General features: G+C 54.0%; 23 protein-coding genes. 6 read left to right on the top strand and 17 right to left on the bottom strand.

The window, feature by feature from the left end; translation table 11 throughout:
• Positions 1–2 precede the first annotated feature (2 nt).
• Positions 3–1,085 carry an ABC transporter ATP-binding protein gene (locus IBT54_RS00900; RefSeq protein WP_201251332.1) on the top strand — a complete coding sequence of 361 codons (1,083 nt, stop codon included), beginning with the start codon at positions 3–5 and terminating at the stop codon, positions 1,083–1,085.
• Between the two features lie 70 nt (positions 1,086–1,155).
• Here IBT54_RS00900 and IBT54_RS00905 read toward each other — a convergent pair whose 3' ends face one another.
• The gene (locus tag IBT54_RS00905; protein WP_147788851.1) at positions 1,156–3,096 is read right to left on the bottom strand and encodes a methyl-accepting chemotaxis protein; all 1,941 of its coding nucleotides are present in this window, start codon (positions 3,094–3,096) and stop codon (positions 1,156–1,158) included.
• A 521-nt stretch (positions 3,097–3,617) separates the two neighbouring features.
• Here IBT54_RS00905 and IBT54_RS00910 point away from each other — a divergent pair.
• Positions 3,618–4,745, top strand: a complete 1,128-nt coding sequence (locus tag IBT54_RS00910; RefSeq protein WP_201251333.1) for a Fic family protein — start codon at positions 3,618–3,620, stop codon at positions 4,743–4,745.
• Between the two features lie 70 nt (positions 4,746–4,815).
• On the opposite strand, the gene IBT54_RS00915 is transcribed toward IBT54_RS00910, so the two are convergent.
• The 16 genes from IBT54_RS00915 to IBT54_RS00990 form a co-directional block, all read right to left on the bottom strand.
• The gene (locus IBT54_RS00915; protein WP_201251334.1) at positions 4,816–6,210 is read right to left on the bottom strand and encodes a glycoside hydrolase family 1 protein; all 1,395 of its coding nucleotides are present in this window, start codon (positions 6,208–6,210) and stop codon (positions 4,816–4,818) included.
• 12 nt (positions 6,211–6,222) lie between these two features.
• Complete coding sequence (bglF, locus tag IBT54_RS00920; protein ID WP_095707805.1) at positions 6,223–8,082, bottom strand: PTS beta-glucoside transporter subunit IIABC; 1,860 nt, start codon at positions 8,080–8,082, stop codon at positions 6,223–6,225.
• A gap of 138 nt (positions 8,083–8,220) precedes the next feature.
• The gene (licT, locus tag IBT54_RS00925; RefSeq protein ID WP_201251335.1) at positions 8,221–9,051 is read right to left on the bottom strand and encodes a BglG family transcription antiterminator LicT; all 831 of its coding nucleotides are present in this window, start codon (positions 9,049–9,051) and stop codon (positions 8,221–8,223) included.
• A 163-nt stretch (positions 9,052–9,214) separates the two neighbouring features.
• Entirely contained in the window at positions 9,215–10,546 is a 1,332-nt protein-coding gene (locus IBT54_RS00930; RefSeq protein ID WP_236262826.1) for a carbohydrate porin, read from the bottom strand.
• A gap of 720 nt (positions 10,547–11,266) precedes the next feature.
• The gene (locus IBT54_RS00935) at positions 11,267–11,608 is read right to left on the bottom strand and encodes a YebG family protein (protein ID WP_013196294.1); all 342 of its coding nucleotides are present in this window, start codon (positions 11,606–11,608) and stop codon (positions 11,267–11,269) included.
• Positions 11,609–11,764: 156 nt separating this feature from the next.
• Entirely contained in the window at positions 11,765–12,559 is a 795-nt protein-coding gene (locus IBT54_RS00940; RefSeq protein WP_010247078.1) for an SIR2 family protein, read from the bottom strand.
• On the bottom strand, positions 12,556–13,116 hold the full coding sequence (locus IBT54_RS00945) for a non-canonical purine NTP pyrophosphatase (RefSeq protein WP_201251337.1): 561 nt from the start codon (positions 13,114–13,116) through the stop codon (positions 12,556–12,558). Before IBT54_RS00945 ends, IBT54_RS00940 begins: the two co-directional genes overlap by 4 nt.
• Positions 13,117–13,267: 151 nt before the next feature.
• Complete coding sequence (locus IBT54_RS00950) at positions 13,268–14,167, bottom strand: ABC transporter substrate-binding protein (protein ID WP_107320331.1); 900 nt, start codon at positions 14,165–14,167, stop codon at positions 13,268–13,270.
• Positions 14,164–14,958 (bottom strand): amino acid ABC transporter ATP-binding protein, encoded by a 795-nt coding sequence (locus IBT54_RS00955; RefSeq protein ID WP_201251338.1) that lies wholly within the window; start codon positions 14,956–14,958, stop codon positions 14,164–14,166. The genes IBT54_RS00950 and IBT54_RS00955 overlap by 4 nt, the downstream gene beginning before the upstream one ends.
• Entirely contained in the window at positions 14,942–15,868 is a 927-nt protein-coding gene (locus IBT54_RS00960; protein ID WP_147788846.1) for an amino acid ABC transporter permease, read from the bottom strand. The genes IBT54_RS00955 and IBT54_RS00960 overlap by 17 nt, the downstream gene beginning before the upstream one ends.
• Positions 15,869–15,877: 9 nt before the next feature.
• Positions 15,878–16,396, bottom strand: a complete 519-nt coding sequence (locus IBT54_RS00965; protein ID WP_033735754.1) for a GNAT family N-acetyltransferase — start codon at positions 16,394–16,396, stop codon at positions 15,878–15,880.
• Positions 16,397–16,406: 10 nt separating this feature from the next.
• On the bottom strand, positions 16,407–17,348 hold the full coding sequence (locus tag IBT54_RS00970; RefSeq protein WP_013196301.1) for an ABC transporter substrate-binding protein: 942 nt from the start codon (positions 17,346–17,348) through the stop codon (positions 16,407–16,409).
• An 11-nt stretch (positions 17,349–17,359) separates the two neighbouring features.
• The gene (locus IBT54_RS00975; RefSeq protein ID WP_095707812.1) at positions 17,360–18,673 is read right to left on the bottom strand and encodes an LLM class flavin-dependent oxidoreductase; all 1,314 of its coding nucleotides are present in this window, start codon (positions 18,671–18,673) and stop codon (positions 17,360–17,362) included.
• Positions 18,674–18,753: 80 nt separating this feature from the next.
• Entirely contained in the window at positions 18,754–19,905 is a 1,152-nt protein-coding gene (locus IBT54_RS00980; protein ID WP_095707813.1) for an amidohydrolase, read from the bottom strand.
• Between the two features lie 19 nt (positions 19,906–19,924).
• Positions 19,925–20,923, bottom strand: a complete 999-nt coding sequence (locus IBT54_RS00985; protein WP_095707814.1) for an MsnO8 family LLM class oxidoreductase — start codon at positions 20,921–20,923, stop codon at positions 19,925–19,927.
• 456 nt (positions 20,924–21,379) lie between these two features.
• Positions 21,380–22,114 (bottom strand): GntR family transcriptional regulator, encoded by a 735-nt coding sequence (locus IBT54_RS00990; RefSeq protein WP_013196305.1) that lies wholly within the window; start codon positions 22,112–22,114, stop codon positions 21,380–21,382.
• Positions 22,115–22,547: 433 nt separating this feature from the next.
• Here IBT54_RS00990 and IBT54_RS00995 point away from each other — a divergent pair, with 433 nt between their 5' ends.
• From IBT54_RS00995 to IBT54_RS01010, 4 genes are all read left to right on the top strand, one after another.
• Positions 22,548–22,997 carry a PTS sugar transporter subunit IIA gene (locus IBT54_RS00995; RefSeq protein WP_033785124.1) on the top strand — a complete coding sequence of 150 codons (450 nt, stop codon included), beginning with the start codon at positions 22,548–22,550 and terminating at the stop codon, positions 22,995–22,997.
• 47 nt (positions 22,998–23,044) lie between these two features.
• Positions 23,045–23,317, top strand: a complete 273-nt coding sequence (locus IBT54_RS01000) for a PTS sugar transporter subunit IIB (RefSeq protein ID WP_003855084.1) — start codon at positions 23,045–23,047, stop codon at positions 23,315–23,317.
• Between the two features lie 39 nt (positions 23,318–23,356).
• Positions 23,357–24,730: a PTS ascorbate transporter subunit IIC gene (locus tag IBT54_RS01005; RefSeq protein ID WP_013196307.1), complete on the top strand. Its 1,374-nt coding sequence runs from the start codon at positions 23,357–23,359 to the stop codon at positions 24,728–24,730.
• Between the two features lie 539 nt (positions 24,731–25,269).
• Positions 25,270–26,832, top strand: a complete 1,563-nt coding sequence (locus IBT54_RS01010; protein ID WP_147788841.1) for an aspartate aminotransferase family protein — start codon at positions 25,270–25,272, stop codon at positions 26,830–26,832.
• The last annotated feature ends 1 nt before the right edge of the window (position 26,833 follow it).

A 26,833-nucleotide genomic window follows, 5' to 3' on the forward strand; every position in this document is an offset into this window, starting at 1 on the left:
CCATGGCCAGTGTTGAACTTGTACAGGTGGCAAAGCGCTACGGAAAGCAGAGCGTGTTGCATCCGCTCGATTTAACCATTCCCGACGGCAGTTTTACCGTGCTGGTCGGTCCCTCTGGCTGCGGCAAGTCTACCCTGCTGCGGCTGCTCGCCGGTCTGGATAGCGTCTCTGACGGGGCGATTATGCTGGATAAAAAGCAGATCAACGACCTCGATCCCGCCGACCGGGATATCGCGATGGTGTTTCAGAGCTATGCGCTTTATCCACACCTGACCGTTGCCGAAAATCTGGCATTTCACATGCAGGTAAAGAAGGTGAAGCGTGAGGAGCAGAAAAGCAAAATTGCCCGTATCGCGGCTATTCTGGGTATCGATCAGTTGCTGCAGCGTTATCCACGCGCATTGTCTGGCGGACAGCGGCAGCGTGTAGCGATGGGTCGGGCGATGGTGCGTAATCCGCAGGTATTTCTGTTCGATGAGCCGCTCTCTAACCTGGATGCGCAGTTACGCATGGAGCTGCGCGCCGAGATTAAGTCCCTGCATCAGCGTTTCAAAACTACGATGGTCTATGTGACGCACGATCAGGTCGAGGCGATGACGCTGGCGGATCAGATCGTCGTGATGAAAGATGGGGTGATTGTGCAGCAGGGTGCGCCGCTGGCGATTTACGACCGGCCGGTTAACACCTTTGTGGCGCGGTTTATCGGCTCACCGCCGATGAATCTGCTGGATGCGCGTTTCCAGACTCGCGATGGTCTGCCCGGCGTCTGCTGTGGCAAGCAGTGGCTGCCGTTGCCCGGTCGCTGGCACCACGCCGCGCGGCAGCAGGCCGATCAGCCGGTGACGCTGGGTATACGACCCCACGATCTGATTTTTGACGCCTGCGGGCAACCAGCGGCGGTGAACATTGTGGAGATTACCGGCGAGTCGACACTATTACATCTGAACTGGCAGGGTTTCCCGCTGCATATGCAGCTGACTGGTCGGAGCGATGCCGTGCCGGGCGGCATGCTGCCGGTGACCGTGAATCCGGATAAGATGCACCTGTTCGATGCCAGCAGCGGTGTGCGGCTGACGGAACAATGATAAAAAAACCCGCCGCTGGCGGGTTTTTACTCTGTGAAGCAGATATGGGCTCAGGGAGCATACGTCCGCTTTACGCCAGATGAAACTGCTCCACCGTCTGCGACAGCTGCTGCGCCTGGTCTTCCAGCGAACTGGCGGCCGCCGACATCTGCTGCACCAGCGCGGCATTCTGCTGGGTGACGCCATCCATTTCATTGACCGCAATCGTTACCTGGCTGATGCCGCGCGCCTGTTCGCTTGACGCTGTAACGATCTCACCGATAATCCCCTGCACCGAATTCACCGCCTGCATCATCTCCTGCATGGTCTTACCTGCATCGTTTACCAGCCGGACGCCGCTCTCAACACGTACGCTCGACTCTTCAATCAGTGCGCCGATCTCTTTGACCGCATTAGCACTGCGCTGCGCCAGATTTCGCACTTCCGACGCGACCACCGCAAAACCGCGGCCCTGCTCACCGGCGCGTGCTGCTTCTACCGCCGCGTTGAGCGCCAGAATATTGGTCTGGAAGGCAATGCTATTGATCATGGTGGTAATGTCGCCAATCTTTTTCGAGCTGTCATCGATTTGCGCCATGGTCTGCACCACTTCGCCCACCAGCGAGGCACCGCGACTGGCAATGTGCGTCGCGTTTTCAGTCAGGCTGGTCGCCTGCTGCGCATTGTCGGCATTCAGGCGGATCGTGGCGCTGATCTGCTCCATGCTGGCTGCGGTCTGCTCCAGCGCGGCGGCCTGTTCTTCAGTGCGTGACGCCAGATTGAGGTTGCCGCTGGCAATTTCGCCCGCGCCCTGTCGTACTGATTCACTGGAATCTTTTATCTGCCCGACAATCTGCCGGAGCTGGCTTTGCATAGTATGAAGCGCAAAGAAGAGGCTGCTGCGGTCGCCGTTTTTCACTGCGATCGCGTTATCCAGCTTGCCATCCGCGACGGCCAGCGCAATATTTGCCGCTTCAATCGGCTCGCCGCCAATCGGCCGCAGCACCTTACGACTGAACAGCATGCCCAGTACGGTGCCGACCAGCAGAATACTCACCACCATCAACAGCAGTGCCCACATCAGTTGCCGGTTGGCAGCAGCCATCACCTGACTGACTGGTGCGACCACGCCGAGATACCAGGGTTTGTCGCTGTTACCAATCACTACCGGCTGCCACGTGATTAATGCCTCTTCGCCCAGCACGGCATCAAAATGCTGTACGACTTTCGACGTAAAGCCGTCTTTCTCGCCTTTCCAGGGCTTACCGGCTTCTTCTTTCACGGGCGAGGAAACCACATTTCCGCCATTCGAGAGCAACAGCGCATAGCCGCTACCCTGCCACGGTTTGATCTGATTCACTTTCTGCTGCAGAGAGGCCAGTGAAATGTCAGAGGTGACGATCGCTTTTAAGGTCCCCTGATCGATAATCGCGGCAGCCACGGAAGTCAGCAATGTCGGCACGCCGTTATAGGCATAGCTATAAGGTTCGGTAAGCGTATCTTTTTGTGATTTTTGCGGGATCAGATAGTAATCGCCCTGACCCGGCGTCAGATAGGAGAGCAGCGGATGCATCGCATATTTACCTGATGCGTCACGATCCACAAAAAAGGCATAGCGTCCCTGTGGCGCCTGGCCCGGCTGTGACGCGAACTCCGCATCGCGGCCATCAAACGCATTCTGTTCGAATATCACCGACATCGACAGATAATCAGGGTTGGCGCGCAGCGCATACTCCATGACTTTATCGGCCACTTTACGGTCGGTAATAGCGGCCTGCGGCAGCGCAATCAGACTTTGCCCGAGATGACTGGCAACATCACGAGCATGACCCAGCTCCTGCTGCACCTGAAGCGCACGGCTCTGTGCTATCTGCTGTAGATAGTTTTCTGCAAGTACCTTCTGTTCTTTACCCGATTGCCAGCTGAGGACGCCGATAGTCACGGTAAATCCCAGCATGATTGTCAAACCACCCATGATCAGCATCTGCGCACGGGTACTCATTCTTTTCTTATGTGTTAACTGACTGGCCATAGTGATTCCCCTGGAATTTACCTGTTTCTTTCCCTCCTTGTGATTACGTTGCTCCTGAGATCATCTATCGGCGGCGTTTTTTTGAACTTTAGTTACCGTAATTCTGGCGGGCTGCCTGTCTGGCTGTGAGTCATTCAGGGAAATTGATCGCAAAGGGGATATGGCGCTGCGTATGAACAGGCTTTTTTTGATCTGCAACAATACTGCTGCCCGCCTTTACTGTCAGTTTATGTCAACAGTTGCTGTAGCCCCTTGTCACTGTGGAGAGAGATCAATGATCGGTAAATCAGGATTAGCCATTGGGATGGTTGTCTGGCTGGCGTATGTTGCCTGGATCGTTCACTACTATTCAGACACCTTTATGCAGTTCTCCCGCTAAGCAAACAGGACCTTCGGGTCCTTTTTTTTGTTCTTAATTCCTTACGGTTGGCCTGTGAGCCGGATATTCGCTATTATCGACTCATTCTGTGAGCCGAATAACAAACTCTATTCGGCTCATCTCCTCTTACTGTGAGTCCACTATGAGCGTTTACTGGATCTGGCAGCAGCCGGACTGGCCCGATTTTCAATGGCAGGATGCCGTTCTGCTACCGCGCCTGCGCCATCTGCAGCAGCAGCGCGGGTTGCTGCTGGGACGAGCCAGCCTGCAGTCAGACAGTGATTCGCAGACGCTGGATACTCTGCTGAGTAATATCCTTTCCTCTTCCGCGATTGAAGAGGAACGGGTAAACGTGCAGTCAGTACGCTCATCGCTGGCGCGCCGGTTAGGCGTCACGGAAGAACAGCCTTATCCGGTCTCCGACCGCTCAGAAGGGCTGGCCGCCATGATGCTGGATGCCATCAACAATCGCAGCCAGCCACTGACGCCTGAACGATTATTTCAGTGGCATCACTGGCTCTTCCCGGCAGATGAATGGACGGTACAGCGCCTGAGCGTCGGGACGCTGCGCGGCAGTGAGCCGATGCAGGTCATCTCTGGTCGTATCGATCGCCCCACTGTGCATTTTGAGGCTCCGCCGCGACACGGGCTGGAGCCGCAGCTGACACAGTTTATTGAGTGGTTCAACAGCAGTCAGCATGACGTGATGCTGGACCCGCTGCTGCGCGCCGCCATCTGTCATCTCTGGTTTGTCACCCTGCACCCGTTTGATGACGGTAATGGGCGTATCACGCGTGCGTTAACCGATCTGGCACTGGCGCAGGCCGACAGCCAGAGCATCCGCCTGTATGCCATGTCGCCCGCCATTCTGGCGCAGCGTGCCGGTTATTACCGCATTCTTGAGCAGACGCAGAAAGGCGGCCTTGATATCACAGACTGGCTGGTGTGGTTTCTTGATATCCTGGATGAGAGCCTGAAGCAGGCGATGAACGTTATCGATCGCACCCAGATGAAAGCGCGTTTCTGGCTACGTCATCAGGGAATGGGATTGAGCGTGGAACAGGTAAAAGTACTGAACCGGCTGCTTGACGGCGGTGAGCAGGGTTTTGAACTGGGGATCAGCGCCAGTCAGTATCAGAAGGTGGCTAAAGTAAGTAAAGCGACCGCGACCCGTCATCTGGCGGATCTGGTAGAGAAAGGCTGTCTCTACCGGCTGGAGGGTGGCGGACGAAGCACGCGCTATCAGGTTGTTACCCGCGATACGCACTAAGCCGGGTGAATCTGGCTAAGGAAAGGCGTGGTACATTGCGGCGGCCGCGATGTACCAGTGAGCGCGGCAATTACTCTTTGAGTGAGGCCCCGTTTGTCGCAATAACCTCTTTATACCAGTGGAAGCTTTTCTTACGGCTGCGCGCCAGCGAACCTTCCCCGTTGTCATCGCGGTCTAAATAAATAAAACCGTAGCGTTTAGACAGTTCCGCTTTAGATGCGCTCACAAGATCGATCGGCCCCCAGCTGGTATACCCCATGACCTCAACACCATCTTCAATCGCTTCACGCACCTGCACCAGATGATCGTTGAGGTAGCTGATGCGGTAGTCATCCTGCACGACGCCGGTAGCATCAGGAATGTCTTTGGCACCCAGTCCGTTCTCAACGATGAACAGCGGCTTTTGATAACGATCCCACAACAGATTAAGCAAGGTACGCAACCCGACCGGATCAATCTGCCAGCCCCATTCAGAGCTCTGAAGATGGGGATTAGGCACCATGCTCAGAATGTTACCGCGCATCTTCTCATTCAGCGCCTCATCGGCGGTAACACAGCCGGACATGTAGTAGCTGAACGAGATAAAATCGACGGTCGATTTGAGTATCTGGCGATCGGCATCCGTAATATCCAGCAGAATGTTGTTGTCGCGGAAGAAGCGCAACATATAGCCCGGATAAGCTCCCCGGCACTGCACATCGCCAAAAAATTGCCATTTCCGGTTCTCCTGCAGCGCTTCCAGCACATCGTCGGGTTTACAGCTTAGCGGGTAGACCAAACCACCCAGCAGCATATTGCCGATGCTGGCATCCGGGTTGATCGCGTGACAGGCTTTAACCGCCAGCGCACTGGCGACCAGTTGATGGTGAATCGCCTGATAAATTTCGCCCAGGCTGCTGGTTTCCGGCAGACCCACGCCGGTCATCGGCGCATGCAGGGACATGTTAATTTCGTTAAATGTCAGCCAGAGCCTGACTTTCTTCTGATAACGGTTAAACACCGTGCGTGCGTAATGTTCAAAGAATCCGATTACCTGACGGTAGCCCCAGCCACCATACTGCTTAACCAGATTCCAGGGCATTTCATAATGTGACAGGGTCACGAGCGGAGTGATGTTATGCGCTGCCAGCTCATCGAATAAGCGGTCATAAAAGGCCAGGCCAGCCTCGTTGGGTTGCTGCTCGTCACCGTTCGGGAAAATACGCGTCCAGGCAATTGAAACCCGCAGACAGCTGAAGCCCATCTCTGCAAACAGCCTGATATCGTCCGGGTAGCGGTGGTAAAAATCGATCGCCACATCTTTAAGGCTCTGGCTCCCCGCAACTCGCTCCACGACCGGGCCAAAAATCCCCTGTGGCTGGACGTCAGAGGTGGAAAGGCCTTTGCCCTCTTCACGCCATGCGCCTTCAACCTGGTTAGCGGCAACAGCACCGCCCCATAAAAATGAATCCGGGAAAGTTTTCATCCTGTTCTCCTTTTATCGATGAATAATGCTGAGTAAAGGTGTTCCTGCAGTCGCAGTGTTTCCTGCGACTTTCATCACCTCACGATACTCATCGCTGTTAGTAATAATGATCGGGGTTGCCAGGTCATACCCGGCATCAAGAATGGCCTGACGATCGAACTCCAGCAGCAGATCGCCAGGCTTAAACCTGTCGCCCACATTTACATGTGCAGTGAAAGGTTTGCCGTCGAGCCGGACGGTATCGATACCCACATGGATCAGCAGCTCAATCCCGCTATGACTCAGCAAGCCGATGGCGTGCCGGGTCTGAAACAGGGAGGCAACCTCACCCGCGAAGGGCGCAATGACTTTGTTGTCGGAAGGAATGATGGCCGCGCCCTGTCCCAGCAGGCCACTGGCGAAGGTTGCGTCCGGCACCTGATCAAGGGCCAGTAGGGTGCCGGTCATTGGTGAGAGAATGTCATCTTCGCCAGGCATCACCGGGGTTACTGTGTCTGGCGTGCTGTTACGAGGCATACCCGCTACCAGCGTCATGGCACAGCTCAGTAGCAGAGCCAGCAGCGTGCCGATAATTCCGCCCCATAACGTGGCATCGACACCGCCAGGCGGGATCATCTGAGCGATGGTAAAGATATTGGCGAAGCCAAAGGAATAAACGTGGGTGTTACTGAAGCCGACAACGGCACCGCCGATTGCGCCGGCTACGCAACCAAAGATAAAGGGGCGACGCAGAGGAAGATTAACACCATAGACAGCAGGTTCAGTGATACCAAATATTCCCGCGGTCACGGATGACCCCGCCAGCACCTTTTGACGCGCATCACGGCTGCGCAGCAAAACCCCCAGCGCCGCACCAATCTGGCCCATGACAGCAGGTAACAGCATAGGCAGCATCGAGTCATGCCCCAGAACGGCCAGATTGTTGATCATCAGTGGCACCAGTCCCCAGTGCAGACCAAAAATCACACAGACCTGCCACAGCGCGCCCATGGCCGCTCCAGCCAGCCACGGAGCCAGCGCATAAATCCACTGGTAGCCGTTCGCCAGCAACTGGCTCAGCCACGTGGCCAGTGGACCAATCACCAGGAAAGTCAGCGGCACCGTGATGCTCAGACAGATCAACGGGGCAAAAAAGTTCTTCATGGAGGCGGGCAGCAGCCGGGTGCTCTGTTTTTCCAGCCAGCAACTCACCCAAGCGGCAAGAATAATAGGTATAACCGACGCGCTGTAATTAAACCAGGTTACAGGAATACCGAGAAACGCATCCATCATGGCGCCGGACTGCTGGCTGGCATTGAAAGCAGCAATCATCGTCGGATGGGTGAGCGCCCCGCCAATCACCATGGTGATAAAGGGATTACCGCCGAACTTTTTACCCGCGGTGTAGCCCAGCACCAGCGGAAAAAAGTAAAACAGGGCATCACTTGCCGCAAACCAGATTTTGTAGGTTCCGCTTTCAACAGACAGCCAGCCGCAAACCACGGCCAGCGCCAGCAAGCCTTTAAGAATACCGGAGGCGGCAAGAATCCCGATAAAGGGCGTGAAAATGCCGGACACAACATCGATCAGGCGACTGAAAAGGTTACCTGACTTCTTATCTTCGGCTGATGCAGGGGCCTCATCCAAAAGTCCCGCTTCGGCACGGACAGCCAGCCAGACATCATGAACATGGTTGCCAATCACTACCTGAAACTGCCCGCCGCTTTCGACGACCATAATGACGCCCGGATTTTTCTTTAGTCCTTCCGCATCGGCTTTATGGTTATCTTTCAGTTTAAAACGAAGCCGGGTGGCACAATGCACCAGACTTACGATGTTCTCCCTGCCGCCAATATGGCCGAGGATATCCTGCGCCAGCGTGTGATATTCCATCTCGATTTCCTTAAACCGATGTCCATGGACATCCGTTGACTGAGCCAAAAATAAAAAAACCTGAGAACGGCCTCCTTTCAGAGGCCGCGCTCAGGTTTTGCCTGCATTAAGCAGTAACAATCCAGTTTACAGGGCTTATTACCCTTCTTTTCTCACCCGCTCGATATGAATGGCAAGAAACATGATCTCTTCTGCGGTCAGCTCACGCTGATAGCTTTGTTGCAAATGCTGCGCGATTTTCACCGCGCATTTCCAGGCTTTTGGATAGTTATCTTTTACTGCCGTATGCAACGACACATCGTCATCGTCGACCACGGTTCGCGTCAGCATCCGCTGAGCAAAAAACTTCAGATGAGTGACAAACCGCTGGTAACTCAGTGACGATTCGTTATATTCCAGCTGCAACTGATACTTCACCAGTTGCAGAATCTCCTGCATTACCCGCGTGACATCCATGACTTCCGGCATTTCGTTATGGAGCTGTGCCGTTACCAGATGAAGCGCGATAAATCCGGCTTCATCCTCAGCCAGTTCGACATTCAGCCGACGGAAAATGAGTGCCCTGGCCTCCTGCCCCAGCTCGAATTCTTTGGGATAGAGACGTTTAATATCCCACAGCAACACATTTTTAATCGCCAGACCTTTTTTTTGTCTTTCAATGGCAAAGAAGCAGTGGTCGGTCAGCGTGATATACAGGCTCTCCTGCAGTTTCCCGAGACGCTGTATCGCAAGATTAATAATGCAATTGCAGGTCGTCATCACTTCAGGCGGGATTTGATGTAACAGCTCCTCCAGCCGACGGACCAGCAGATCACTTTGTGGTGCAAACACTTTCTCAATTTGCGCGTCATTGAGACTGTCACCGACGCGCTTCTGAAAGGCCAGTCCACGGCCCATAACGACCTGCTCGCGCCCCTGCTCATCCTGAACCATCACCACGTTATTATTCAGAATTTTGGCGATTTTCATCGGAACCCCAGAAACAAAAAAACCTGACATCCGGCAGAGGCCAGAAATCAGGTTTTGCCTGCCTAAGCAGTAACAATCCAGTTCCGGCACTCTATCAGTTTTCGTCGTGACCTCAATCGGTCAGAACAAAAAGCGTGACAGCGATCGTAATCCTCTTATTCGCCTAAAAATTTACGACCGTTTTAAGTTCAGTCACCCAGGCATCCTGCGTATGGGATATGCCCGCCGGATGATGCCAGTACTGAATCCCGGGTTGCAGTTCCTGCCAGGAAACGGGGCGAAAACGGTAATAGAACTCGCCGTTTAGCGAATGGCCGGGCACCGGATGATATGCCGTATCGTGGTAGTCCGAAACACCACCTATCGTATTCATATAGCGCTGATTTCGCGCGTACTGACTGCTCATGTCCGTCCAGGTTAGGCCAAAACCAATCCAGTCTTCCGGACGGGCGTCAAACAGTCCCCGATAGCGGAGTGAAGCGGCATAGACCGAATGCATGTAGTTAGTTCGCTGATCGGCCAGGCTCATACTGAATGAAGTACTTAACCCGCGACTGGCGTCATCCTGATGTCGCGTCAGTTGCTGATTAAGTCCGGCGTAAAGAAACCATGTCCGGTTATGAGAAGCATAACCGCCGGGATCACTGGCTCCTGCGCCCCCGGACCGGCCGCGATAGAGGTCAGTTTGTGGGGCATTGGTAAAAACCACCCCCAGGTTGTAGGCACCCGGCAGGTCGCTAATGATCGGGCGGGCTTCGATTTCTACCGGCAGCAGGACACCTTTGCTGCGCCTGGTTGAGCCACTCCAGGCGTTATGACGGCTGGCAGCATCCGGGTTCTGCTCCATTACTCCCCCTTTCAACGTCACAACAGGTGTAAACCGGTATTCGAGCGTGGTTCCCCACGTGTGCACGTTCCAGTTGTTCCAGGTCAGTGAGTTAGCAGATTTTCCACCGCACTGAGAAAGCATCTGGAAATCACAGGGTATGATCTGATCGAAGGTCTGAACCTTGTTCATCATTCCGATACGCCATGTCATCCTGCGGTCATCGAAACTTCGGGCAAAAGTCAGCCAGCCCAGGCGGGTGATCGATTGCCCGCCCCAGCTCTCCTGCGTAAGATCGTTAACATTCATCCGCGGATCCTGCACGCGTCGGGTGGTCAGATCGTCGTTGTGATTACGATTAACGATATTCGCTTCGATACGTGCATCGGGAATATTTGTCCAGCGCGACAAATCCTGATTAAAGGTCAAAGCAAACTGATCGATATAAGCAACGTGTGAGGCATGATTGTAGCCACCGCCGCCATTCCAGCCAATTTCATTCAGATAACCCAGGTTATAAGCAAATCCATTATCGTTAAGCGATTTACGAAGGCCATACATATCACCCAAAACAGGATGCGGTGGAGATTCAAACCCTAATACCGTTCCGCTCCATTCCTGCGCCGTCGACAAAGGAGAAAAGGTCAATAATGAGAGTGCGCACAGCATGCTTTTATATTTCATATTAGCAACCTGTTTTAATTTTAATGATGTACGGTTCGCAGGAGAGTCCTTAACCTCCTGTCATCTACCTCATGTTTCCCCAGCCTGAATACGCCGGGTCGTTATCGCGCAGGCTATTGATGACTTTCGCCATGCCAGAGTAAATTTAAGGCAAAAAAAAACCTAAGCACCCCACAGTGGTAAAGACTGTGGAATGCTTAGGTTTTGCCTGTCATCCAGTAACAACCCTTCGCTGAAAACGGCTCTACCCTAACACTGCTTTTTTAAATTGAATAGCACTGCCGGATTATTTCATAAAAAAATGTGAGCCAATTAACAATTGATATCTCTCATTTCATAGGGCTGGTGTAAATCAATAATCGAAATGAGGTAAGAAACCCATCAGGGAATGTTATATTAGTTTTCTTGCTAATTCATTTAATTAAGATTGATGGTATTTATCAGTAGAATTAAAATAGTCACCCGGCTTAAAAAGCTTAAAAATGAATGATCCAAAATCCAGATTATTGAATCCTGATTGATGCTATAGCGCTGAGTTTAAAAAAAATAGCTGGCTGGTTTGCATAATTTACAGGGAAATTGCAGGCAGGCATTCAGCGCAAGGGAACGACAGGAGGATTTGTTTTGAATGACCTGACAAAAGATCAGATGACCCGTCAATCAGAAACAGCAACGCCGGAAGGTTCGCTTCCGGCGTTGTGGCAATCAGGCAGCTTTAACGGCGCGTACTTTCTTCGCCGCTGGCTCTTCCGCCTGATCATCCGCACCCTCTTCTGCCACGGCCTCAGGCTTCGTCGCGCCTGCGGCCACGTCCGGCAGTTTGCTGGTGCGCAGAATATGCTGAACCGCATCTTTCTGCTCGGCAATCAGCAGGCCCAGCGTTTCTGCCTGAGATTCGTCCAGTGCAGGTTGATGCTGTAACAGCCAGTCAGTGAAGGCTTCGGCCATATCGAGCATTTTGTCGTAGGCATCGGCCTCTTTCTTATTGGCAAACGTCATCTTCTCTTCACCCTTTCTGACTACAACAAATTTTGTTTCAACAGCCATCTTTTCGCCCTCAGGTACTGTGTATGCATACAGTATATCATGCCGGTCATGCTTTGCCAGCAGAGAATAGAGTTTATCGGTTATGCACGAGCTAACCTTAACCGGACGCAGGTTTTTTTCTTTTTCCTGTCGCTTTTCTGCCGGACGTTACGCTGACTACACCAGCAACTCTTCAAGGAACATCGCCAGAGCCTTGCGCGGATCGTCCTCTTCGGAGACGATCACCTCGATCCCCCACTGCCCCAGCACCTCTTTGGCTACCGGGTTATTACGGTTAGTGAACAGATACGATTTTGGCCGGGCCGTCGCCAGCCCGGTGCGGCCCCACATCTTGGTCAGACGGTAAAACAGCAGGCGAATGTTGAAATCACTGATGCTGTAGCCGACAAACAGCACGGAGTTGCCCATTACGTCATGAGTCAGTTTGATGTCGAGCGGTGAGTCAAAATAGAGGCGTTCAAAATAGCTGCTCTCATCGAGCACGATAGAGGTGTCATCATCGAAGTCACCGTGCAGCTTGATGATGTGACGCTTATCCTCGGTCAGGGAGACCAGGTCAGCGGCGTTTGCCACTTTGTAATAGGGAACGCCGTGCGCCTCGTGCGCCGCTTCCAGCCAGCGATCATAATTGGTGGTGTAGATGCGCGAGAAGTTACCCTGGGTAATCATGGTATGAATTTCAGAAGACCGGACATCGATATCCGGCCGGTGCCACTCGCGATCCATCCAGCTGCGCAGCGGGCCAAGCGAGCCTTTCTTTTGCTTGTAATACTCCGCCAGCGACAGGTGCGTACCGTAGGTATTGAAGATTTTGGGATCGTAACCCAGCTCGTTAGCCAGGTGAGCAATCAGTTCATGCCACTCGGGGAGGCCAAAATTACGCGAAATACCGGCACCGGCAAACAGAATCAGCTTGCCGGAATCATAGGCGCGTTTGAGTTCAGGTTTCATGCCGCTCCCCGCGAGGTTTTTAAAAAGGTGGCGAAGCGATCCAGCGCGATGCGCCGCATCGAGATCTCATTCTTGAGTTCGCCCATTTCTGCAAAAGTCTGCTCATAGCCTTCGGGGATAAACACGCAGTCCCACTGGAAGCCGCGCGTCCCGGCGGGTTTCGCGGCGATGGTGCCGCGCAGTTCACCCGAGAACTGATACATTTTGCGGCCGTCGCAGTAGCCGAGCACCGTTTTGGCCGTCACGGCCTGGCTGTCCAGTCCCTGCACCAGCGCGGTAAAGCGCTCAGCGTCCAGGCGGTTCCAGAAGATGCGGGTCAGACCGGCGGGCAGACCATTGAGGCCATCCAGATAGAGACCGGTATGCTCAACAAACAACGGTCGCCCAATCAGCGAAAAGGCTTTAGTCAGTTTATCGCGCACCAGGTCCAGCTCGTTTTCAGTCTGAATTTCTTCGATGCGACGGGCGATGGGTAATACTTCGACCCCGACAGGCTCGAGTATCTTACGCACCTCCGCCAGCTTTTGCTCATTGGCAGAAAGGAATCTGATTTTCATGGGGCTTCCAGGTCAATTACTCCGCCACGCAGTGAGGATTTTTTACGAGAACAGGCGGGCAGGATAAATCACTAACGCTGGAGAGTGTAGTTCAATTCTGTGGTCATCAGATTGCAGAACCGGCTTCAGCAGGTGAGCCGGTTCTGCCGACTCAGTAAACAATGCCCGGCGGATTCACCGTGGAGTGCGTCACAGCTTCATCCTGTTCACCCCAGCGGACCAGCACCTGCTGATACTGCCCGCCCGTAATGGTGCCATCCAGCGCGGTCTGCAATGCGGGTGCCAGGCCATTCCCCTTTTTAGTGGTCACGGCAACCCAGGCGCGAAACGGTCCGCTGCCAACCAGCTTTGTCTGACCGCGTGACGCCACTTTCCAGGCAGCCATCGAGTGCGGGCCAAAGATCGCATCGGCCCGTCCCGACAGCAGCGTCAGCGTCGCTGAGGCATCATCGGTAAGGTAAATCGGCGTCACCGCGGGCAGACCTTTAGCCCGGTTCTGCTGATCCCAGCTCAGTAATATGCGCTCCTGATTGGTGCCCGACGACACGATAATCCGCTTACCGGCAATATCAGGCGGACTGCTGATCTGGCTGATTTTACTGTCGCTTTTTACCGCAAAGGCATGGTTATCAGCGCGATAGGTCGCAAAATCGAACTTCTTCTTACGCTCTTCAGTAACGGCAATGTTAAACATCGCGACATCATAGCGTCCGGCGCTGATGCCCAGAGGCCAGTCCTCCCACGAGGCCGGAACCAGCTTCAGCTTTAACCCCAGACTGTCAGCCAGCAGCCTGGCGATGTCCGGATCGCTGCCGATCCGCGTGACGTTGTCAGACGCCAGCAGCGATAGCGGCGGTGAGTTAGTTGCGGCGGTCGCAACCGTCAGCGTGCCAGGCTCGATAAAGTGAAAGTCAGCCGGGATTTTCGCGATCGCCTGCGGATTCGCCGGGGCATGGATTGGCGTCTCATTTTTCAGCACATCGAGCTTCTCCGCCGCCGGACAGCTCAGCGCCGGGAGCAGCGTCAGCGCTGTTAATGTCAGCGCCCTCATAACACGCGCGCCAGAAAACGGCGGGTGCGATCATGGCGCGGATTGTTCAGTACCTGCGTGGTGCTGCCCTGCTCAACAATCCGGCCATCCACCATAAAGACCACGTTGTCCGCCACTTCACGCGCAAAGCCGATCTCATGGGTCACAATCACCAGCGTGGTGCCGGAACGCGCCAGCTTTTTAATCACATCGAGCACTTCACCGACCAGCTCCGGGTCCAGTGCCGAGGTCGGTTCATCGAACAGCATTACGCGGGGATTGAGCATCAGGGCGCGCGCAATAGCAATACGCTGCTGCTGCCCGCCCGACAGATGACGTGGCCAGGCATCAGCTTTATGGCGCAGGCCGACAATATCCAGCAGTTCGCCCGCCCGCGCTATCGCTTCAGATTTCGTCAGATGACGATGGGCGATTGGCGCTTCAATCAGGTTATCCAGCACGCTGAGGTGCGGAAACAGATTAAAGTTCTGGAACACGTAGCCGACGTTGATACGCTGCCGCAGAATCGCCTTCTCTTTGAGTTCATACAGCTTGTCGCCGCGCTGCTGATAGCCGATGAAGTCGCCATCAATCTGAATGAATCCCTCGTCGACCCGCTCCAGATGATTGATGGTGCGCAGCAGCGTGGATTTGCCGGAGCCGGACGGCCCCAGAATCACCGTGACCGATCCAGGCTCCAGCGACAGCGAAACATCATCCAGCGCTGTGTGTTTACCAAAACGCTTGGTCACGCCGGTAATACTGATGGCACCTGTTGTGTGTGAAGTGCGGTAATCAATGGCTTCGGACATGGCTGATCTCCTCGGTCGGATGAAGTGGCGTGACGCGGTTGCGCCATTGTTGCCAGCGCGAAGGCTGCGGCTCACGGTTCACGCTGCGGGCCAGCCAGCGCTCAACGTAATACTGAATCACGGACAGGACGGTGGTGATAATCAGATACCAGGCAGCACCGACCATCAGCAGCGGGATCACTTCCTGATTACGGTTGTAAATCATCTGGATGGTGTAAAAAAGCTCCGGCATCGCCAGTACGTAAACCATTGAGGTGCCTTTCGCCAGGCTGATGATCTCGTTGAATGCGGTCGGAATAATGGCGCGCAGCGCCTGTGGCAGAATGATGCGGAAGGTCCGGCGTGAGGCGGAAAGCCCCAGCGCAGAAGCGGCTTCCACCTGACCGTGATCGACACCGAGGATCCCGCCACGGATAATCTCCGCACTGTAAGCCGCCTGCACCAGCGTCAGACCAATTACCGCCGCCGGGAACTGGCCCAGAACATTAATAGTCTGAAACGCGCCCCACGACAGGCCGGTAAACGGAATGCCAATCGACAGCGTGTCGTAGAGGTAGGAGAAGTTATAGAGAATGATCAGCACCACGATGAGCGGCAGCGAGCGGAACAGCCAGATGTAGCCCCACGCCAGGGTGCTCAGCAGCCACGACGAGGAGAGACGCGCCAGCGCCAGCAGACCGCCAAAGAAGAGGCTGAAAATAGTGCCCAGCAGAGTCAGGAGCAGCGTCTGACCCAGGCCATGCAGGATCACCGGATCAAAAAACCAGCGGGCAAACACGCCCCACTCCCAGCGCGGGTTAAAGGCCACTGACTGAATCACGCCCGCCAGGATAAACAGCGCCAGGATAGCGCCTGCGGTGCGCGCCGGATAACGTGCCGGGACCACCTGCAGATGTTGATGTTTACTCATCGTCACTCCTTAACTTGCCGCTGCGACGTTATAAACGCCGATCACTTTAATAAAGCGCAGTCGCCCGTCATGTGGCGGCTGGCCGTAACGCTCCAGATCGCCGCTCAGATCGAACTGTGGCTGATAGCCGTGACCGGTATAAAGCCGCACCGCCTCCGGCTGTCGAAAGCCGGTGGTGAGAAACAGCCGCTGATAGCCCGCCTGCAGGGCGCGCCGTTCCAGCTCCTGCAACACCACCAGCGCCAGCCCCTGACGGCGTAGATCGCTGCGGGTCCAGATGCGTTTCAGCTCAGCGGTCTGCGGGTCATAAGGTTTGTAAGCGCCCATCGCGATGATTTCGCCGTCGCGCTCCAGCACAATAAACAGTCCCTGCGGCGGCAGATACCATTCGGTCAGCTCCTGCTCCTGCTCGTTACGTCGGGAGAAAAAGTCGCCATAACGTGCCGAGTATTCACCAAACAGACCACCCAGAATGGGTTGCAGCTCGGGGGCCTCCGGCGAAACTTCGCGGAAAGTTGATTCACTCATGGTCAGCTCCTTAGTCGCCCAGGCCAGCGGGGTTGATTTCAGAACGATCGATATGCTCAACGCCTTCACCCCAGCGGTTCAGTACCTTCTGATAATCGCCATTGCTGATCACGCCATTCAGCGCGGTGCTGATCGGTTCCGCGAGGCCGCTGCCTTTCTTCACCGTAACGGCAATGTGCGCCGCTTTTGGCCAGCCGCCATCAACGCTGCCGACCAGTCGGGTTTTACCGGTCAGCGCCGCTTTCCAGGCACCAATCACGTTAGGACCGAAGTAGGCATCGGCTCGCCCCGCCTGCAGTGCCAGGGTCTGGGCGGCATCATCTTTGGTATAGACCGGCGTAAAGGCTTTCAGGCCCTTTGCCTGATTCTCTTTATCCCACGCCAGCAGAATCGCCTCCTGATTGGTGCCGGATCCCACGATGATCCGCAGTCCGGCAATGTCTTCCGCTTTGGTCAGTGACTGAATCGGGCTGCTGGTTTTGACATAAAAGCCGAGTGAGTCTTTGCGATAAGTGGCGAAGTCGAACTTCTCTTTGCGCTCTTTAGTCACGGTAATGTTGGAGATCGCCGCATCATACTTGCCCGAGGCCACACCCAGCGGCCAGTCTTCCCACGACGTGGGAACGATGTTGAGTTTTAATCCAAGGCTGTCCGCAACCAGTCGGGCAATATCCACCTCGCTGCCGAGCAGGGTTTTGTTGTCATCGGAAAACACCGTCAGCGGCGGGGAGTTCTGCGCCGCCACGGCCACGGTAAAGGAGCCCGGCACCACAAAGTGATGTCCCGCGGGCAGTTGCGCGATGGCGTCAGGATTTTTCACCGTATTAACCGGCGCTTTATTGGCTTCCAGGCTGACGCGCTGGCCGTTATAGGAAACGCTGGTGCCTTCAGCCAGCGCATGGCTGCTGGCGGCCAGAATAAGCAGGGCAAGAAGACGCGATGTTTTTTTCATGACGTAGGCTCTTATTTTGAGGTGAACTGATTAACGGGTTGTTTCAGGGCGAAGCTGTCGCGCAGGGTGCTGCCAGGGTAGTCGCGGCGCGTCAGGCCGCGAGCCTGCAGAATCGGCACCACGCGGTCGACAAAACGCTCAAAGGTATCGGGTGTGCCGCCATTAATGATGAAGCCGTCTGTGGCGTGGGTCTCAAACCACAGCTGCAGGCCATCCGCGACCTCTTCCGGCGTGCCATGAAACAGCGGACGAGGTGTTGCCGCTTCAAGTGCCGCCTGGCGCAGCGTATGGCCATGCTGCTGTGCTTTGCGTTTGATCTCATCGGTGGTGCTGCGGAAGCTGTTCTGCCCGATGTCGCCGATGTCCGGGAACGGCTGATCCAGCGGATATTGTGAAAAGTCATGGTGGTCGAAGAAACGACCGAGGTAGTTAAGTGCATCGGTAATCGACACCAGCGCCGCCGTGGTCTGATACTGGCGTTCTACGTCTTCCGCATCATCGCCCACGATCACGCTGACACCCTGGAAGATGTGCAGATCCTCTGGCTGACGACCGTTCGCTACCAGCTGCTGTTTCACATCCTGATAAAACGCCTGGGCTTCTTCACGGGTTGGCTGATGGGTAAAGATGGCGTCAGCATGGCGCGCCGCCAGCTTTTTACCGTCATCGGACGCACCTGCCTGGAAGATAATCGGACGGCCCTGCGGCGTACGGGCGATGTTGAGCGGTCCCTGCACCTGGAAGAAATCGCCGTGATGATCAAGCGTATGCAGCTTCGCGGGGTCAAAGAACTGGCCGCTTTCCTTGTCCCGTACAAAGGCATCCTGCTCCCACGAATCCCATAAGCCTTTCACTACCTGCAGATACTCGTCGGCAATGCGGTAACGCAACGCGTGTTCCGGGTGTTTCTCGCGGGAAAAGTTTTTGGCGGAACCCTCCAGCGGCGAAGTGACAACGTTCCAGCCCGCACGCCCGCCGCTGAGGTGATCGAGGCTGGCAAACTGACGCGCTACAGTGAACGGCTCGCTGTAAGAGGTGGAAACGGTACCGACCAGCCCCAGATGTTCCGTGACGCCCGCCAGTGCCGAGAGCAGCGTCAGCGGTTCAAAACGATTAAGAAAGTGCGGGATCGATTTCTCATTAATAAACAACCCGTCGGCGACAAACAGAAAATCGAGCTTGCCCTGCTCCGCCTTGCGGGCGATTTTTTTGGCGTACTCCAGATTAATACTGGCATCGGCCTGCGCCGCAGGATGGCGCCAGGCAGACATGTTTCCCGACGCGCCATGCAGAATAGTGCCCAGCCGAAGTTGTCTTGTGGTCATGATGCTCTCTCTTTTTTAGTCGTAGCGATGCCCGACGAGGGTTGTCAGAACCCCCGTGTTTTTACGGACTGCAAATGAATTCAGTTCAGAATGGCTTCCCGACATCGCGCATTGAGGTGTTGCAGCGCCTGGCGGGCCAGTCGGGCGAAGTAGTCGGCGGCGGGGGCAATCAGTGCCTCATCCGGGGTAAAGCTGGCATGGTGCAGACCGAAATCACTGGCGCTGCCGATGCTGACAAACGCACCCGGCACCTGTTGCAGATAGAACGCAAAATCCTCACCCAGCAGATGCAGTTCGGCGGATTGCACCCGATAACCAGCCTGCTGCGCGACGTCACTGCTGAAGGTTGCCCAGTGCGCATCGTTGATTAGCACCGGCGGACCGGGATGCCAGCTCAGGGTCGCCTGCGCGCCGTTGGCTTCAGCAAAGTGCTCAACCAGCGTGCGCACCCGCTGTTCCAGTTCGGCACGCAGTTGCAAATCGTGAGTGCGGGCCGTGCCGCCAAACTCAACGCCGCCCGGCAATACGTTCCAGCTTTTGCCGCCGTCGATGCGGGTAATGCTCAGCACCAGACTGTCCAGCGCACTGAAGCTGCGGCTGGTGAGTCCCTGTAAGGCCTGGATAATCTGACTGGCGGTGACAATACTGTCGACGCCCTGCTCCGGGTAGGCGGCATGTGCGCCTTTGCCGGTAACGCGAATAATAAATTTGTCTGTATTGGCATAGAACGCGCCGCTGCGGGTGGCAAAGGTGCCGACAGGCAGTGAAGGCTCGTTGTGCATGCCGAAAATAGCCTGCACCTCATCCAGCACGCCCGCGTCAATAAACTGGCGTGCTCCGCGCGCTATCTCTTCCGCGGGCTGAAACAGGATGCGAACCCGACCAGGCAACTGATCGGCCCCGGCGTTAAGCTGTAACGCCGCGCCCAGCATCACCGCGCTATGGAGGTCGTGACCGCAGGCGTGCATCACGCCGGGATGACGGGAGTGAAAACGCACGCCGCTCGCCTCATGGATCGGCAACGCATCGATGTCGGCGCGTAGCGCGATAACGGTCTCCCCGCTGCCAATTTCCGCCACAAGACCCGTTTTAAGGGGATAATCGAGCAGCCGGATGCCCGCCGCCTGCAACCAGCCCCGCAGCCGGGCGGTGGTGGCGAACTCCTGACCCGACAGCTCCGGCCAGGTATGCAGTTCACGCCGCCATTCAATCAGTTGTGATGCATTGCTCATAATGACTCTCCAATCAGACTCAGGCTGCAACCAGATGATGCGTAGCCAGCAACTCCAGTGACTGCAGGCGGGCAACCGGCTCGGTAATCGGCGTGTCGATAACGAACTCATCAATGTCGAAATTATGGTGCAGCGCATCCAGCTGGGCATGAACCTGTGCTGCGGTGCCTTTCAGCAGTGACGGCGTGCGCGGCTCAATCTGATAATCGCGATATCCACCCTGACGCACATAGCGCTCAGCCTGTTCAAGACTGCCGACATTGACGCCAGGCCCGTCTTTCACCGACACATGATAATGGTGCAACGTGGAAACCAGCAGGTCAGCCTCGGCGGGCGAGTCGGCCACCACGACCTGAACAGCCACCAGTGCGCGCTGGCCATTACTGAAGCGAGAGAAGGTACTCAGTGCATGCTCCAGCAACTGGCGGTCGCCATTGATATGAGCTGCAAAGACGAACTGCCAGCCCAGACTGGCCGCCAGCCGTGCGCTCTCTTCACTGGCACCCAGCAGAAAACGGTTAGCAGGACGTGATGGCAGCGGCGTCGCGGCTAAACTTTCGTCATCAGGCTGTACCTGTGTAGGTTTAAGCCAGCTATCCAGCAGCTGAAGCTGTTCGGCAAAGCTGCCTTTTTTAGCCGCATCGACACCCTGTTGCAGTGCATGGGTAGAAAGTGGCAGTCCGCCCGGCGCTTTGCCCACACCAAGATCGATGCGGCCCGGTGCCAGTGAGGCGAGCAGGTTAAAGTTTTCCGCCACTTTATACGGGCTGTAATGCTGCAACATCACCCCGCCCGAGCCGACACGAATATGGCGGGTCTGGGCAATGATCCAGGCAATCAACACTTCCGGTGAAGGACTGGCGAGCTGTGCAGTATTGTGATGTTCCGCCAGCCAGAAGCGGTGATACCCCCACTCCTCAGCTAACTGCGCCAGCTGCAGCGTGCGCTGCAGTGCTCCTGCAGGCGACTCGCCCTGCAGTACGGGCGCTTTGTCTAACAGACTTAATCGATATGCCATTCACCTGGTCCTTGTTCATTCTGGTTGCGGACCAGTGTGCTGCGCAGTCGATTATTGGTAAAACATCATATTGTTTTATGCTTTATTGAATTCGTCATAATGGGGAGAAGTGAGCAGTGGCAGAGAAATAAATGACGCTGAAACAGGATGTCAGCCCGCCAGACAACGTTAAACGCTGTTCACCGCCTGATTTTAATATGATTTAAACCGACTAAATGGCAAAGGTTTGCAGAAAATCGTCTTATGTATGGAGAGGTGAAAAGTGTCTTTGTTGGTGTTAGCGAAACATCCGGCTGCAAAGATTCTGTACCCGAATTTTTCAGCATAAGGTAGAGGATAATAAACGGCATCAGGACCAGAGAGTGTAATAAGATTGAGATAGTCCTTAGAAATAGTCCAAAGAAGCTTTTATAGATATTCTTTATCTCCGGGAAGATTAACCGTAAATAATAGTTACTAAGGCCGCTGTGAATTTTGCTTCAACGGGAAATATCGGGTGTTAATAATTGCCACATTTACTTCACAGGGAACACCATCATCAAGAAAAACAGTCTCATTGAGCTGAATGACCGCATCCCCTGCCGCTAAGTTAAGCAGAGTCAGAGTCTGTGAATCCGTGAGGTTCACGGCCGTCAGATGCTGATCCCTGAGCTGCACTTTCTTACCGGTAACCTCTTCAATATAGGCATATTTTGAGACTTCCAGCTTGCTGAATTCAAGGCTATTAAACATATTCACCGGCAGATGAATATGTTCGAGAGCCACAGGGATATCATCAAAACACATCAGGCGTAAAATTTTATAAATCTGATCGCTGTTTTTAATACGGAGCGCCTGCGCCATATCAGCAGACGGGACCTTAATTATGCTGACCGAAATGATTTTCCTGACGCCTTTATGACCTTTTCGTTGCGCCTGAAAATCAAATGGTGAAAGCACATGGTATCGGTGCGCCTGGCTGCTTATTTCAGTAGAACCTACAAAGATACCTGAACCTTTAACGCGGTAAATTCTCTGCTGCTCAACCAGAATACGTGTCGCTTCACGAACCGTGGCACGGGTAATACCGATACTTTTTGCGATGGATATTTCTGTATCCAGCTTTTCTCCGGGGCGAAGGCCATCATCCTTAATTTTATTGAGGATGTAATCTACAACCTCTTTTTGCTTTTCTGTGATGCCATCAACCATCGAATCTCTTCCTGTATGCGTGAAGGTGAAACGCCATCAATCCGTGTCAGTACAGTTCTGCCTGACATTGCCGGACAAGTACTACTTCGGCTACCTGAATATGTGACCAACTTATCAAATTGGCACTGATGTTAAGGCTGTTCAGCGATATTTTAACTTTACAGGTTGTGTCCGTACACGTCGAAGGACATCATCAGGATGACTAGACATCTTCAACATGTACAGATGTGATGACGAAGATGAAATATAACCTTAAGCCCGTAGTCAGCAACTAAGTTTTTCGTAACGCTATGAATAGTGGCTCTTTTAATAATCTTATGGCCTTCATTATCCTGAGCTTCTGTGGTCTGAAGACTCAGTTGAAAAGTGGCGGAGGGAGCGTTTTAAATAAACTGACTGTACATACTCAGGCATTCTGAGGAGGAGCAAAACGATGTCACACCTGGCGAAGTGGTTAAACAATGAGAAAGTCCAGTACGTTGAACGCGTTGCGAACTGGCAGGAAGCGATAGCGATAGCCGGGCGGCCTCTGCTCACTGAAGGCGCAATATCGCAGGATTATATTGATGCCATTATTCGACAGAAAGAGGAGATTGGTCCCTTTTTTGTTATCGCGCCGCAGATTGCCATGCCTCACGCGCGCCCTGAGGAAGGCGCACACAAGCTGGGCTTGTCGATTGTGCTGCTGGGCACAGCAGTGAATTTTGACTCTGAAGAGAACGATCCGGTAAAGGCGATTTTTATGTTTGCGGCACCGGACAGTAACAGCCATATCGAAATGATTTCCCAGCTGGCGGACGTTCTGTCCGATGAAAACATCATGGCACGGCTCTTTAATGCAAGCAGCCAGGACGCACTTATGACGATTTTATCAGGCGTCTGACCGCCCGTTAAAACGCGACTTTTAATCAACAGTGAATGAGGTTTGATATGAAGATTATGGCAGTGTGTGGTTCAGGTCTGGGCAGCAGCTTTATGATGGAAATGAACATCAAGAAAGTGCTTAAAACAATCGGCGTTGAAGCGGAAGTTGAACATTCGGATCTTGGTTCTGTTACTCCTGACGTGGCGGATGTGTTTGTGATGGCAAAAGATATTGCCTACAGCGCAAACCTGCCAGAACAGAAGGTCATCATCATTAACAATATTATCGACCTGAAAGAAGTGGAGCAGAAAATACGCGAGTATTTTGAGAAAAACTGACGCTAATAATCAGATAAACGCCTTACCCTCGAGGTTAATATGTTTACTCAAAATCTTTTGCAGTTCGTCGTCGATGTACTGAAAGTGCCCTCAATCCTGGTCGGGCTGGTGGCATTTTTCGGACTGATTGCGCAGAAGAAGCCGTTTCCTGATGTGATTAAGGGCACGGTAAAAACTATTCTGGGCTTTCTGGTGCTGGCAGGTGGCGCGACCGTTCTGGTCGGTTCTCTGACGCCACTGGGCGACATTTTCAAGCATGCGTTTGATGTTCAGGGCATCATTCCAAATAACGAAGCGATGGTCTCTATCGCGCTGGCTAAATATGGGGCGCCAACCACCATGATCATGGCCTTCGGCATGGTTGCCAACATCGTGGTCGCCCGATTTACCCGACTCAAATATATCTATCTGTCAGGACATGTGACGTTTTATATGGCCTGTATGATCGCGATTATTTTATCGGTCGCTGGTTTCGAAGGTCTTCAGCTTATTTACACCGGATCATTGCTGTTGGGTATTCTGATGGCTACCTTCCCGGCTATCGCCCAGCCCTATATGCGTAAGATCATCGGAGGCGACCATGTCGCGCTGGCGCATACCGGGACCATTGGTTATGTCTTATCGGGCTGGATCGGTTCTGTGGTGGGTAAGGGATCGAAATCCACCGAAGAGATGAACATGCCAAAAAACCTGAGTTTTTTGCGCGACAGTACCATCTCTATCTCGCTGACAATGATGATTATCTATTTAATCCTGTCGGTCTCCGCCGGTAAAGCGTATGTAGAGGCTAATTTCAGCAATGGACAGAACTACCTGGTGTACTCCTTCATTCAGGCCATTACCTTTGCCGCTGGCGTCTTTATCATTCTGCAGGGCGTGCGTTTAATTCTGGCTGAAATTGTCCCGGCCTTTACCGGCTTTTCAGAAAAACTGGTGCCGGAAGCCAGACCCGCGCTCGATTGCCCGATTGTCTTCCCCTATGCGCCGAATGCGGTGCTGGTTGGCTTTATCTCCAGCTTTGTCGGTGGCCTGGTCGGACTGTTTGTCCTGGGTCAGCTGCATTGGGTATTGATTCTGCCCGGTGTGGTTCCTCACTTCTTCTGTGGTGCGACAGCCGGTGTGTTTGGTAATGCGACCGGTGGTAAACGCGGAGCAATCTGCGGCGCCTTTGCGCATGGCCTGTTGATCACCTTCCTGCCTGTCGCCCTGCTGCCGGTACTCGGTCAGATTGGACTGACCAACACCACTTTCTCGGATACAGATTTTGGCGTCACAGGCATCCTGCTCGGTAATATGGCGCACTTTATGGATAAGGGAACCATTACCCTGATTATCACCGGCATTTTTGGCCTGCTTGTGGTTTATAACTTTATGGCTAAAAAGAAGGTTCCTGCTGAAACAAATGAAGTGTAATCAGGCGCTGTAATGCTAACCGGAAAAGGCTCTCTGCCTTTTCCGTTCTTCATATCCGACCGATTCGCCCGAACCACCGCTATTACCACGGTGACTGACCGCAGCACGCTCATCCTGATATCGATTTCTGTCAGTTTTCGCATCTTTGTTTTACCCACACACTAATGCACCCCCTCATTTCTGATTCAACCCGGTCCTGTTTTCCCTTAAAAAAAAGGACTATTCCGAACGCAAAAAGTGATCTGAATCACACTTTCAACATTAGACATACTAATAAATAAAATTTAACAACAAAACAATTGAATGATAATGATTAACATTTACACTCTCATCCGCATATAACAAAGCGTTAAACGCTGCCAAATCCACAAATAATATGCGGTATTTTCTCTTTTTAAGGTGAAAACACTAATCCACGTAATGGTCAGGGTTTTTATCTGGTTAGTTAGTTTTATGTTTACTGGAGTTGTTGAGCGGATTTCTAACGCTGCTGACGTTGTGTCGGCAGGGTCACTGGTATTCACGCACAGGAACTGAAAATGCTTTTACGCTCATCCACTCAGACGGCACTGGACCTCGCGCCAGCCTCCAATGCCAGCGGAGCCGAAACGGCTATTTTTAACGATCAGCAACTGGCGGCCTGGTCGCAGCAGACTCAGGAGGTGCTGGCGCTGATGACGCGCACCGTGACTGGCGTAGAGAAGCCTTTCAGCGGGATTCTGCCCCACGAACTGGCGGCGGAGTTCAGCGATGTCGATCTCGATCGTCCGCTGGGCAATAACGATGACGCGCTGGCAGAGTTGAGTCAGCTCTATCTGCGTGACGCCGTCTGGTTCCACCATCCTAAATACCTTGCGCACCTGAACTGCCCGGTCGTGCTGCCCTCTCTGATGGCCGAACAGATTATGGCGGCGGTAAACAGCTCGGTTGATACCTGGGATCAGAGTGCCGGCGGCACGCTGATTGAGCAGAAGGTGATCGACTGGACGCTGGGCCGTATTGGTCTGCCTGCCGGATCGGATGGGATCTTTACCAGCGGCGGCACTCAATCCAACCTGATGGCAATGCTGCTGGCGCGTGACAGCTGGTGCGCGGAACATCATCCGGGGCATCTGATTAAGCATCGCGGCCTGCCGGAGACGGCGTCGAAGTGGCGGGTGTTTACCTCGAAACTCAGCCACTTCAGTATTCAGAAGTCGATGGCGATTCTGGGTCTGGGCTATGACGCGGTTATCGCCGTTGATCACGATGACCACTACCGCATGGATGCAAAATGCCTGGAAGAGGAGATCGTACGCTGCCGCAGTGAAGGGCTGATCCCGATTGCTGTGGTCGCCACCAGCGGCACCACCGACTTTGGCAGCATCGATCCGCTGCCCGACATCGCCCGTCTCTGTGAAGATTATGGTCTCTGGATGCACGTTGATGCCGCTTACGGCTGCGGTCTGCTGGTTTCTGAGAATCATCGCGCACGGCTGAACGGCATTGAGCGTGCTGACTCCGTCACTGTCGATTATCACAAATCGTTCTTCCAGACCGTCAGCTGCGGCGCCTTCTTTGTGCGCGACAGCCATGACCTGAAGCATGTTACGCACCATGCAGATTACCTGAATCCACTCAGCGCGCAGCAGGAAGGCACGCCCAATCTGGTTAACAAAAGTATTCAGACCACACGCCGTTTTGACGCCCTGAAAATGTGGCTGACACTGCGCGTGATGGGCCCGGCGGCGCTGGGTGACGCCTTCGATACGCTGATAGATCTGACCCAGGCCGCGCACCAGCTGTTAACTGCGCATCCTGCCATTGAAGTGCTGCATGCGCCTGAGCTGACGACCCAGATTTTCCGTTACGTTCCCGGCAAACATGCCAGCGACGCGCAGATCGACGAGATCAACGCTGCCATCCGTAAAGCGCTGTTCCGTTCCGGTAATGCAGTGATTGCGGGCACCAAAGTCGACGGTCGTCAGTACCTGAAATTTACCCTGTTAAATCCCACCACGACCACGGCCGACATTGAAGATGTACTGAGCCTGATTGCGCACTATGGCCGCGAACAGGTGCGTGCCTCTGCGCTGAGTGCGGCGAATCATGGAGAGATCTGAA

It is taken from the genome of Pantoea sp. S62 (genome assembly GCF_016658625.1).
GTDB lineage: Bacteria > Pseudomonadota > Gammaproteobacteria > Enterobacterales > Enterobacteriaceae > Pantoea > Pantoea vagans.